Origin of the sequence: Pseudomonas sp. USTB-Z (assembly GCF_019691255.1) — a bacterium.
Classification (GTDB): Bacteria; Pseudomonadota; Gammaproteobacteria; order Pseudomonadales; family Pseudomonadaceae; genus Aquipseudomonas; species Aquipseudomonas alloputida.
On record NZ_JAECZP010000041.1, the window covers coordinates 1 to 11,266 of the forward strand.

Below are 11,266 nucleotides of genomic sequence, written 5' to 3' on the forward strand. Positions count from 1 at the left end.
AACGCCGCCGTCATCGATGGCAACCACGTCCAGCAGTTCGCCGTTGGCTTGTGCGGGATTCAGTTCGATGCTGAAGCTGCCATCGGCGTTGGCAATGGCACTGCCAATCAGCGTGCCGTTGGCGTCATGCACCTCCACACGGCTGCCAGCCGGCGCGGTACCGGTGAGGGTGGTGCCATCAGCATCGATGGCCAGATTGCTCGGGCTGTCGGGCGCGGTGGTCAGTGGTACATCGTACTCGGTAGCCACTGAAGCATTACCGCTTGGGTCGGTCTGCACCAGGCTCAACTGCTCGCCCGGCTGTGCGGCTGGGGCGAGGTCGATCAGGAAGGTGCCGTTGGCACCCACGACACCCGTGCCGATCACAGTGCCATTGGCATCGCGCACTTCGACAGTGGCACCTGGCTCGCCGCGACCGCTCAGGGCCAGGCCGTCAGCACCAACTGTAATATTGGTTACTGCGTCAGGCGGTGTGATGTCCGGCGCATCGAATTGCAATGGGGCAGAGCTGTTGCCGGCGGCATCCACCAGACGCACGTCGAGTGCTTCACCATTGGTCTGGGCAGGCGACAGGGTGAGGCTGAACAGGCCATCGGCACCGACGACACCGGTGCCAATCAGGTTGCCGGCAGCATCGCGCACCTGCACGGTAGCACCAGGCTCACCGCGTCCGGTGAAAGTGACGCCATCGGCCAAGGCCAGGTCGGTCGGTTGTTCAGGGGCTGTGGTATCTGGGGTGTCGACGTCCGGCGCCGTGATGCTGGCAACTGGCGAGATATTGCCAGCCGCGTCTGCGGCGCTGATCTCCAGGGCCTGGCCGTCGATTTGTGGCGGTTGCAGAGTGATGCTGAACTGGCCGTCCGCACCGGCCACCGCAGTGCCCAGCAATACGCCACCAGCGCCTCGCACGGAAACCGTCGAGCCGGGCTCGGCACGACCGGTGAGGGTGTTACCCTGCTCATCGATAGCCAGGTCGGTCGGCGCCAGTGGTGCAGTTGCGTCCGGCGCAGTGACAGTGCCAGGCGCCGAGACATTGCCGGCGGCGTCGGTCAGGGTGACATCAAGGTTTTCGCTGTTGATCTGCGGTGCATTCAACGTCACGTTGAAGTTGCCGTCGGCACCCACTGTGCCGCTGCCGATCAGGTTGCCGGCGGCGTCGCGGATGTTCACCGTGGTGCCTGCTTCGCCACGGCCGGTCAGACGCAAGCCATCCGGCGAAACCAGCAGGTCGATCGGTGTGGCCGGTGCGCTGGTGTCGGGGTCGGAACCGCCGCTGCTGCCCCCGCCTCCATTGTCCGCCGCTGCTGCTGCGCCGCCCACGCCCAGCAGGCTGAGCCCGGCAATCGCCCAAGTTGGCATGGCACTGCCTGCAGTACCGATGCCTGCGACCAGTTCGTCCAGCGAGGCCACTTCTTCGAAGGTGAAACCGGTGAACGCTGCCGCATCGTACTGGGCATGCCACAGGGTGCCGTCTTCGCCGACGAAGACCATATCGCTGCCGACCCCGGCCTGGTCCACGGCGAAGAAGTTACCGATGGTGATCTTTTCCCCCGACTTCAGGGTGACGATCAGGTCCTGCCCGCGCTGGGTGACCGTGGCCACTTTGTCTGGAGAAACCGGTACCTGCACGACGCTTGGTGCGTTTAGATTGATATTGCCCCAGGCGCTCTGAGTGGCGACTTCGGATTGCTTATCGGCGACGACGATGTTGTCCATGGATGCTCCCTGCTGATATCCGGATCCCCCGGCCCGAGTATTCGGGCCACAACCGACGTAACAGAGCCCTTTCAGGGGTCTTACGCACAGCCTCGACCAGGCAGTCGACAAACGGGTGGTTAGGGAGATATAGCAGCCGGTGGGGAAGCAACCAGATGGCTTTCTGGGTTAATCCTTTGGTAGAAAAGCCTCAGCGAAGCCCTAGCCTGCGGGCCAAACGGCTCAGGTTTGCGCGGTCCAGACCGAGTTCCCGGGCCGCTGCTGCCCAGTTGTCCTGATGCCGCTGCAGGCAGGCTTCGATCACCTGTCGCTGGTAACTATCGACGGCTTCACGCAAGCCGCCTTCAGGCGGGGTGACCACTTGCAGCGGTGCAGCGGGAGAGGGCAGCGTGCCTGGCGTGGTTGCCGACACACGCAGGTCCAGGTCGATGGCTTCGAGAGTGAGGATACGTGGCCGATCAGGGTGCTGGCCCAGCGCCTTGAGTGCCGAGCGGCCGATCAGGTGTTCCAGTTCGCGCACGTTGCCTGGCCAGTCGTAGGCGATCAACGCGGCTTGGGCCTCATGGCTCAGGCGCAGGCTGTTCAGGCCCAGCCGTGAACGGTTCTGTTCGAGGAAGTAGCCCGCCAATAGCAGCACGTCTCGCCCACGTTCGCGCAAAGGTGGCACGTGCAGCGGGTAAACGCTGAGGCGGTGATAGAAGTCGGCGCGAAAGTTGCCCGTACGCACCTCGGCAGCGAGGTCGCGGTTGGTAGCGGCGATCAGGCGCACGTCCACCCGGTGCTCGCGGTCCGAACCCAGGCGCTGCAGCTGGCCGCTTTGCAGCACGCGTAGCAGTTTCGCCTGCACCGTCAGCGGCAGTTCGCCCACTTCGTCGAGGAACAGCGTGCCGCCGTTGGCCAGTTCGAACTTGCCGCGGCGCTCGCCATGCGCGCCGGTGAAGGCGCCGCGCACATGGCCGAACAGTTCGCTTTCCACCAAGGTGTCGGGCAGGGCGGCGCAGTTGAGGCTGACCAGCGGCTTGTCGGCGCGGTTACTGGCCTGGTGCAGGGCCTGGGCCACCAGCTCCTTGCCAACCCCGGTTTCGCCGGTGATCAGCACGGTCAGGTCGCTGCTGCCGACCAGACGAATTTCCTCCACCAGGCGTTTGTGCGCGGGGCTCTGGCCAATCAGCTCTCTATCCTGGCCGCTGGCCTGGCGGTAGAGCTCGGCGCGATGGTGTTCGTCTTCGGCGCGCAGGGCCAGGTGCTCGATACGCTCGGCCACGGTAACGGTGGCGGCAGCCAGGCTGGCAAAGGCCTGCAGGGCATCCAGCTCCAGGCTCTGGAACTGCCCGGGGGTGAGGGCGTCGAGGGTGACCAGGCCCCATGGGCGCTCATCGACCATCAACGGGCAGCCCATGCAGTCGTGCACTTCAAGGTCGGCATCGGGGGCATTGACCAAACCATCGTAGGGGTCGGGCAGTTCGGAATCGCTGGCGAAACGGGTGGGTTCCGGGCGGCTGAGCAGTATCTGGAAACGCGGGTGCTCGCTGACCCGAAAGCGCCGGCCGAGGGTGTCGGGGCTAAGGCCATCCACTGCCAGCGGCACCAGCCATTCACCATCCAGTCGCAGCAGTGCTGCAGCATCGCACGGCAGCAGGCCACGCATGGCTTGCAACAGGCGGCGGTAGCGTTCCTGGTCGGGCAAATCGCGGGACAGGTCGCTGACCAGGGGCAGGAGGGTGGTGAGCAGTGGCTGTGTAGTCATATGGACTCCTATGGGTCGATATGACTATACGCAGAGGTGGGTCGTTTTGACATGACCTGCATCAAACCCCTGATTTTGCTGGCGATAAAAGTTGGCACGATTGCTGTAATGGCAGGGGCAGTCATTTGAAGCCACAGGCTCAGGAGTTGTTGCAATGCTCAATGCCGAACAACGTGCAATCATCAAGGCCACTGTACCTCTGCTGGAAAGCGGCGGCGAAGCGCTGACCACCCACTTCTACAAGATGATGCTCAGCGAATACCCCGAGGTACGGCCGCTGTTCAACCAGGCCCACCAGGCCAGTGGCGATCAGCCGCGTGCGCTGGCTAACGGCGTGTTGATGTATGCCCGCCATATCGACCAGCTGGAGCAACTGGGCGGCCTGGTCGGGCAGATCATCAACAAGCATGTTGCCCTGCAGATTCTGCCGGAGCACTACCCGATTGTCGGAAGCTGCCTGCTGCGCGCCATTGAGGAAGTGCTGGGCAAGGACATTGCCACCCCTGCGGTGATCGACGCGTGGGGCGCGGCCTATGGCCAGCTGGCCGACATTCTGATTGGCGCTGAAGAAAACCTCTATAAAGAGAAGGAAGAGGCCGAGGGTGGCTGGCGCGGTACCCGTGAATTCCGCCTGGTACGCCGCGAGCAGGAAAGCAGCGAGATCGTTTCGTTCTACTTCGCCCCGGTGGATGGCATGCCGGTGCTCAACGCAGAACCTGGCCAGTACATCGGTCTGAAACTTGACATTGACGGTGCCGAGCAGCGCCGCAACTATTCTCTGTCGGCGCTGTGCGACGGCAAGGAATACCGCATTAGCGTCAAGCGCGAGGCGGGCGGCAAGGTCTCCAACTACCTGCACGATGAGCTGGTGGTGGGCGATACCCTGAAACTGTTCCCGCCTGCGGGTGACTTCACCCTGGCAGCCAGCGACAAGCCGCTGGTGCTGATCAGCGGAGGGGTGGGCATTACCCCGACCCTGGCGATGCTGCAGGCAGCACTGCAAACCCGGCGCGAGGTGCATTTCATCCACTGTGCGCGTAATGGCGCGGTGCATGCCTTCCGGGACTGGATCGATGGCCTGGCGGCGCGCCATCCACAGCTCAAGCGCTTCTACTGCTATGCCGAGCCGGAAGGTGGCGCTGCGGCCGACGCCGTGGGTTTGCTCAGTGAAGACCTGCTTGCCGAGTGGCTGCCGCAGGAGCGTGACGTGGACGCCTACTTCCTCGGGCCGAAAGGCTTCATGGCGGCGGTCAAACGCCAGCTGAAGGGCCTGGGTGTGCCGGAGCAGCAGAGCCGCTACGAGTTCTTCGGGCCGGCGGCAGCGCTGGAGTGATGTAGCGCCTGTGCCGGCCTCTTCGCGGGCACGCCCGCTCCCACAGGTATTGCACCGGTCTTGAATGTGGTGCCGTCTCTGTAGGAGCGGGTTTACCCGCGAAGGGGCCGGTACAGGCTTATAAAGTGCTCGTCCCCCAGCTGCAGCACACCTTTCTGCCTATATATAAAGGAAAGATGAAACCGGGCGCTGCGCTTTCATCCTTAATCATCCTTTAATCACGGTATCCTTCACTCCCGGGTGTCGAGGGGCTTGCCCCTGCGCGGTACCTGGGCAGCCGTTTTTTTGCCGCCCGGCGTTGAACCGACGTCGTTGCGGCCGGTCTCAGCCACACTGGATAGCCCTGCGCAGTGCTTCCGCGACGCTCCCTCGGCATGCTCACAGGCCATGCCCAGCGTGTAGACTTGCGCCCAGGCAGGCGGACCACGCTGCCACTATCCATCGAAGGAACCGGCAATGAACGAACAAACATCGCGCCTGAATCGGGAACGGCGCTTTCTGGTGCTGTTGGGGCTGATCTGCCTTTCACTGATCGGCGGCGCCCTCTACATGCAGGTGGTGCTAGGCGAGGCACCTTGCCCGTTGTGCATCCTGCAGCGTTATGCGTTGCTGTTCATTGCCGTGTTTGCCTTCATCGCTGCGGCGATGCCTGGGCGCCGCAGCCTGACCTTCTTCGAGGCATTGGTGGTGCTCAGTGCAATTGGCGGAATCGTTGCGGCTGGCAACCATGTGTATATACTCGCCAACCCCATGGTCAGTTGCGGTATCGATACCCTGCAGCCGATCGTGGATGACCTGCCACTGGCAAAGCTGTGGCCACTGGCGTTTCAGGTCGACGGCTTCTGCAGCACGCCGTATCCGCCGATCCTCGGCCTGTCGCTGGCGCAATGGGCACTTGTGGCGTTCGTGCTGACCGCCGTCCTCGTCCCGCTCGGTATCTACCGCAATCGACGCCAGGCTTAGACAAAAGTCCCGAATTGCATGGGGTCTTTTGCACCGCATGAGAAGAGGGAAAAGTTGCGCACCGCTTGATCCAGATCAACCCACAGGCCTTGCAGAATGCGGCTTTGAGGCCTAGCAAGCGGGGTGCGACAAACTGTCGCGAAGTTGAATTATTGAGCAGCATTGTTACGGATTCTGTAAAAGACTGTTGCTCAATAAGTCATAGTCAAGGGTTGGCGACCTATCTACAATCGCCCCCAATTTCCGTTCGGCACTGCTTGCGAGTCGCAGGATTGAAGGAAGCCCCAGCGCTCCTTTTTGCTGACTTCGTCAAGTTTCGCCCAACGGCGATACCGGGCGGACACCCCTCCGCGTTTTCCCGCACCAAATGGACTTGGTCTGAAGTACAGGCCTGTTGCCTACGAAACCATAAGCACCGCTAACCCGCTTGAAGCCAAGGTCCTGCAGTCGGACCCCAGGCAGGAGCGAGTACGGGCGCGAAATGCCTCACTTGGCAGGACGAAGTGTTGGCTACCAAAACACAAATTGCATTGAAGCAAGCTGATCTAGAGGTCGTGAGATGAGTAAAAAGCGTTACCCCAGACTGTTTGGCATATTGCCCTTTTTAGGCATGCTTTTACTCAGTGGGTGCAACTGGACCCTGCTCGACCCGAAGGGCCAGGTCGGCATTGAGCAAAAGAACCTGATCCTGATCGCTACCGGCCTGATGCTGCTGGTGGTAATCCCTGTGATCATCATGACCCTGGCGTTCGCCTGGAAGTACCGTGCTTCCAACAAGGCAGCCACCTACACCCCTGACTGGTCGCACTCGACCAAGATCGAGGCCGCGGTGTGGATCATCCCGATCCTGATCATCATCGCCCTGGGTTACGTCACCTACCACTCCACCCACAAGCTGGACCCTTATCGTCCGCTGGATTCGGACGTTAAGCCGATTCAGATCGACGTGGTCGCGCTGGACTGGAAGTGGCTGTTCATCTACCCGGAGCAGGGCATTGCCACGGTCAACAAGATCGTCTTCCCGGCTAACACTCCGGTCAACTTCCGCGTCACTTCCGACGCCGTGATGAACTCGTTCTTCATCCCGGGCCTGGGCGGCCAGATCTACGCCATGGCCGGCATGACTACCAAGCTGCACCTGATCGCCAACGAAAATGGCGAGTTCGACGGTATCAGCGCCAACTACAGCGGTGCTGGCTTCACCGGCATGAAATTCAAGGCTACTGCCACCTCTCAGGAAGACTTCGACAAGTGGGTCGCTGAGGTCAAGCAGTCGCCGAAGAAGCTGGACAAGGCCGAATACGACGCCTTGGCCAAACCAAGCGAAAACAACCCGGTCGCGCTGTATAGCGAGGCTTCGCCTGAGCAGTTCCAGCTGATCGTCGACAAGTACGAAGGCATGAACCGCGGTCGTAGCCACGAAGAAGCAGGCAGCAAAGATCTGGCCACAACCAAGGGTGTGGAATCGAGTATGCAACCAGCTGCCGGTGCAGAGGAGTAAGAGATGTTCGGTAAATTAAGCCTGGAGGCGATACCCTATCACGAGCCGATAGTCATGGTGACGCTTGCCATGATCGCGCTCGGCGGTATCGCTGTCGTCGGTCTTATCACCTATTTCCGCAAGTGGACCTACTTGTGGAGCGAGTGGCTGACTACTGTCGACCACAAAAAGATCGGCGTGATGTACATCATCGTCGCGATGGTCATGCTGCTGCGTGGCTTTGCCGACGCCATCATGATGCGTACCCAGCTGGCTGCCGCAACCGGCGGCTCCGAAGGCTACCTGCCGCCTGAACACTATGACCAGATCTTCACCGCTCACGGTGTGATCATGATCATCTTCATGGCGATGCCGTTCTTCACCGGCCTGATGAACCTGGCGGTTCCTCTGCAGATCGGTGCACGTGACGTTGCCTTCCCGTTCCTGAACTCCCTGAGCTTCTACCTGCTGCTGGCAGGCGTGCTGCTGGTCAACATCTCGCTGGGCGTTGGTGAATTCGCCAAGACCGGCTGGGTTGCCTATCCGCCGCTCGCGGGCATTCAGTACAGCCCTGGGGTGGGTGTCGACTACTACATCTGGGCGCTACAGCTATCCGGATTGGGTACGACGCTTACCGGCGTGAACTTCCTCGTCACCGTGATGAAGATGCGCGCACCTGGCATGAAACTGATGGACATGCCGATCTTCACCTGGACCTGCACCTGGGCCAACGTACTGATCGTCGCTTCGTTCCCGATCCTGACTGCTGCACTCGCTCTGCTGACTGTTGACCGTTATCTGGACTTCCACATCTTCACCAACGAGCTTGGTGGGAACCCGATGATGTACGTCAACCTGTTCTGGGCGTGGGGTCACCCTGAGGTTTACATCCTGATCCTGCCGGCCTTCGGCGTGTTCTCGGAAGTGACTTCGACGTTCTCTGGCAAACGCCTGTTCGGCCACCACTCGATGATTTACGCATCGGGCGCGATCGCCATCCTCGGCTTTGCTGTATGGCTGCACCACTTCTTCACCATGGGTGCCGGCGCCAGCGTCAACACCTTCTTCGGCCTGGCGACGATGCTGATCTCCATTCCGACCGGTGTGAAGCTGTTCAACTGGCTGTTCACCATGTACCAAGGCCGTGTGCGCTTCACCGCACCGATGCTCTGGACCCTGGGCTTCATGGTCACCTTCTCCATCGGTGGCATGACCGGCGTACTGCTGGCCGTTCCGGGTGCTGACTTCGTCCTGCACAACAGCCTGTTCGTAATTGCGCACTTCCACAACGTGATCATCGGTGGCGCGGTATTCGGCTACATCGCCGGTTTCGCCTTCTGGTTCCCGAAAGCCTTCGGCTTCACCCTGAACGAGAAGTGGGGCAAAGCTGCCTTCTGGTTCTGGCTGTCGGGCTTCTACGTTGCGTTCATGCCGCTGTACGCCCTGGGCTTCATGGGCATGACCCGTCGTCTGAACCACTCCGACAACCCACTGTGGGAACCCTACCTGTACGTAGCCGTTGTCGGCGCCGTGCTGATCCTGTTCGGTATCGCTTGCCAGCTGATCCAGATCTTCGTTTCGGTCCGCGACCGCAACCAGAACCTGGACGTGACCGGCGACCCATGGGGCGGCCGTACCCTGGAATGGTCGACTTCTTCGCCACCTCCGTTCTACAACTTCGCTCACATGCCTGAGAAAGTTGGCCTGGACTGCTGGCACGAAGCCAAGGAAGCGGGCGTTGCGTACAAGGCCCCGGCCAAGTACGAAGCCATTCACATGCCGAGCAACACTGCTACCGGTCTGTTCATGGGCCTGTTCCTGACCGTCTTCGGCTTCGCCTTCATCTGGCACATCTGGTGGCTGGTGGGCGCGAGCCTGGTTGCAACCATCGCTGTCTTCGTTCGCCACGCTGCACGTGACGACCAGGGCTACATGGTTCCGGCCGAAGAAGTGGCGCGCATCGAAGGCGAGCGTATGAAAGCGCTGGCCAAAGCAGGTGCTCTGCCTGCCGGCGCACGTGTCGAATCGTTTGAGCGGGTGTAATCAATGTCCAGTCAAGTAATGCACGGCGGCGCTGCTCATGGTCACGACCATGGGCATGACGACCACCACCACGACTCGGGCCAGATGACCGTACTGGGCTTCTGGCTGTACCTGATGACCGACTGCATCCTGTTTGCGTCGCTCTTCGCCACCTACGCGGTGCTGTCCGGCAGTTTTGCCGGCGGCCCGTCGGGTCATGACATCTTCCAGCTCGATTTCGTAGCTGTTGAAACGCTGTTCCTGCTGCTGTCCTCGATCACCTTCGGCTTCGCCATGCTGAAGATGTTCGATGGCAAGAAAGCGGGCGTACTGGGCTGGTTGGCTGTGACCTTCCTGTTCGGTGCAGGCTTCATCGCGATGGAAATCTATGAGTTCCATCACCTGATCAGCGAGGGCTTCGGCCCGCAGCGCAGTGGCTTCCTGTCGGGCTTCTTCGCCCTGGTAGGTACCCACGGTCTGCACGTGACTGCTGGTCTGATCTGGATGGCAATCATGATGTACCAGATCAACAAGCACGGCATCACGCCGACCGCCAAGACCCGCATGAGCTGCCTGAGCCTGTTCTGGCACTTCCTGGACGTGGTCTGGATCTGCGTATTCACCGTCGTTTACCTGCTGGGGGTTCTGTAATGGCTAACGCACACGACACTCATCACGAAGGTAATCACGGCAGCGTCAAGTCGTACATGATCGGTTTTGTACTGTCGATCATCCTGACTGCGATCCCGTTCGGCCTGGCCATGACCGCCAGCCTGCCGAAGAACCTGACCGTTCTGATCATTGTTGCCATGGCCGTGATCCAGGTAGTTGTTCACCTGGTTTACTTCCTGCACATGGACCGCTCGAAAGAGCAACGCAACAACGTTTCGACGTTCCTGTTCACCACCCTGGTGATCGCTCTGCTTGTCGGCCTGTCGCTGTGGATCATGTTCAGCATCCACTTCGAAATGTTGGCCAAGTGAGGTAAGACTGCATGTCCGTTAAGCACTTTATCCAAATCACCAAACCGGGGATCATTTTCGGTAACGTGCTTTCCGTGGCAGGCGGTTTCTTCCTTGCCTCGAAGGGCCATGTGGATTTCGCCCTGTTCCTGGCGGTGGTGATCGGTACTTCGCTGGTGGTTGCGTCCGGATGCGTGTTCAACAACTGCATCGACCGTGACATCGACCACAAGATGGAGCGCACCAAGAACCGCGTCATGGTCCAGGGCGGCATGTCGCTGCCCCTCGCGCTGATCTACGCCACCCTGCTCGGGGTGGCGGGTTTCAGCCTGCTGTATGTCCAGGCCAACCCGCTGTCTGCGTTCTGCGCACTGATTGGCTTTGTCGTCTATGTCGGTTTCTACAGCCTGTGGCTGAAGCGTAAATCGGTGCACGGCACCTTGGTCGGCAGCCTGTCCGGTGCCATGCCTCCGGTGATCGGCTACTGCGCCGTGAGCAACAGCTTCGACCTGGCTGCGGTAACCCTGCTGGTGATGTTCAGCCTTTGGCAAATGCCGCACAGCTTTGCCATCGCGATCTTCCGCTTCAAGGATTACAGCGCTGCCAACATTCCGGTCCTGCCGGTGGCACGTGGCGTCCTGGCGGCGAAGAAGCAGATTGTGCTGTACGTGCTGGCCTTTGTGCTCGCCACCTTGATGCTCACCCTCGGCGGTTACGCCGGCCTCGGCTACCTGGCCGTGGCAGCAGCCATGGGCCTGTACTGGCTGTACATGGCCTGGGGTGGTTACAAGGCCGAGGACGACAGCAAGTGGGCCCGCAAGGTGTTCGGCTTCTCCATCCTTACCGTCACTGCCCTGAGCGTGATGATGGGGGTGGACAGCCAGACCGCTGCGGATGTGCTGATGACCTACGCACGCTGAAACTGCTGCCTGTTTCACGAAAACCCCGGCCACTGTGCCGGGGTTTTTTTTGGGTATTTTTCCTGTGCTGGCCTCTTCGCGGGTAAACCCGCTCCTACAAGGTTCCTGTAGGAGCGGGTTTAC

Annotated in this window: 9 protein-coding genes; 7 read left to right on the forward strand and 2 right to left on the reverse strand. The window is 60.7% G+C overall.

All coding sequences use genetic code 11. The annotated features are described in order from the left end of the window. A partial coding sequence (locus I8746_RS26555) for an Ig-like domain-containing protein (RefSeq protein ID WP_221101200.1) occupies window positions 1-1,716 on the reverse strand: 1,716 nt, incomplete at its 3' end. Between the two features lie 190 nt (window positions 1,717-1,906). Next, window positions 1,907-3,463, reverse strand: coding sequence for a nitric oxide reductase transcriptional regulator NorR (gene norR / locus I8746_RS26560; RefSeq protein WP_014755368.1), 1,557 nt, complete (start codon window positions 3,461-3,463; stop codon window positions 1,907-1,909). 154 nt (window positions 3,464-3,617) lie between these two features. On the opposite strand from norR, the gene hmpA reads away from it, so the two are divergent. From hmpA to cyoE, 7 genes are all read left to right on the forward strand, one after another. After that, the gene (gene hmpA, locus I8746_RS26565; RefSeq protein ID WP_221101201.1) at window positions 3,618-4,796 is read left to right on the forward strand and encodes an NO-inducible flavohemoprotein; all 1,179 of its coding nucleotides are present in this window, start codon (window positions 3,618-3,620) and stop codon (window positions 4,794-4,796) included. 456 nt (window positions 4,797-5,252) lie between these two features. Next, a complete protein-coding gene (locus I8746_RS26570; RefSeq protein WP_003248609.1) occupies window positions 5,253-5,759 on the forward strand; it encodes a disulfide bond formation protein B in 507 nt (168 codons plus the stop codon). Between the two features lie 559 nt (window positions 5,760-6,318). Then, window positions 6,319-7,260: a ubiquinol oxidase subunit II gene (gene cyoA / locus I8746_RS26575; protein WP_003248605.1), complete on the forward strand. Its 942-nt coding sequence runs from the start codon at window positions 6,319-6,321 to the stop codon at window positions 7,258-7,260. Window positions 7,261-7,263: 3 nt separating this feature from the next. Next, window positions 7,264-9,282: a cytochrome o ubiquinol oxidase subunit I gene (cyoB, locus tag I8746_RS26580; RefSeq protein WP_003248603.1), complete on the forward strand. Its 2,019-nt coding sequence runs from the start codon at window positions 7,264-7,266 to the stop codon at window positions 9,280-9,282. A gap of 3 nt (window positions 9,283-9,285) precedes the next feature. Then, window positions 9,286-9,912, forward strand: a complete 627-nt coding sequence (cyoC, locus tag I8746_RS26585; protein WP_012051225.1) for a cytochrome o ubiquinol oxidase subunit III — start codon at window positions 9,286-9,288, stop codon at window positions 9,910-9,912. After that, entirely contained in the window at window positions 9,912-10,244 is a 333-nt protein-coding gene (cyoD, locus tag I8746_RS26590) for a cytochrome o ubiquinol oxidase subunit IV (RefSeq protein WP_003248599.1), read from the forward strand. The genes cyoC and cyoD overlap by 1 nt, the downstream gene beginning before the upstream one ends. An 11-nt stretch (window positions 10,245-10,255) precedes the next feature. Next, complete coding sequence (gene cyoE / locus I8746_RS26595; RefSeq protein WP_014861450.1) at window positions 10,256-11,143, forward strand: heme o synthase; 888 nt, start codon at window positions 10,256-10,258, stop codon at window positions 11,141-11,143. Window positions 11,144-11,266: the final 123 nt, after the last annotated feature.

What these genes read in the sequence shown, in the direction of transcription:
- norR (WP_014755368.1), bottom strand. Translation starts at nt 3,463, where the DNA reads ATGACTACACAGCCACTGCTCACCACCCTCCTGCCCCTGGTCAGCGAC.
- hmpA (WP_221101201.1), top strand. Translation starts at nt 3,618, where the DNA reads ATGCTCAATGCCGAACAACGTGCAATCATCAAGGCCACTGTACCTCTG.
- I8746_RS26570 (WP_003248609.1), top strand. Translation starts at nt 5,253, where the DNA reads ATGAACGAACAAACATCGCGCCTGAATCGGGAACGGCGCTTTCTGGTG.
- cyoA (WP_003248605.1), top strand. Translation starts at nt 6,319, where the DNA reads ATGAGTAAAAAGCGTTACCCCAGACTGTTTGGCATATTGCCCTTTTTA.
- cyoB (WP_003248603.1), top strand. Translation starts at nt 7,264, where the DNA reads ATGTTCGGTAAATTAAGCCTGGAGGCGATACCCTATCACGAGCCGATA.
- cyoC (WP_012051225.1), top strand. Translation starts at nt 9,286, where the DNA reads ATGTCCAGTCAAGTAATGCACGGCGGCGCTGCTCATGGTCACGACCAT.
- cyoD (WP_003248599.1), top strand. Translation starts at nt 9,912, where the DNA reads ATGGCTAACGCACACGACACTCATCACGAAGGTAATCACGGCAGCGTC.
- cyoE (WP_014861450.1), top strand. Translation starts at nt 10,256, where the DNA reads ATGTCCGTTAAGCACTTTATCCAAATCACCAAACCGGGGATCATTTTC.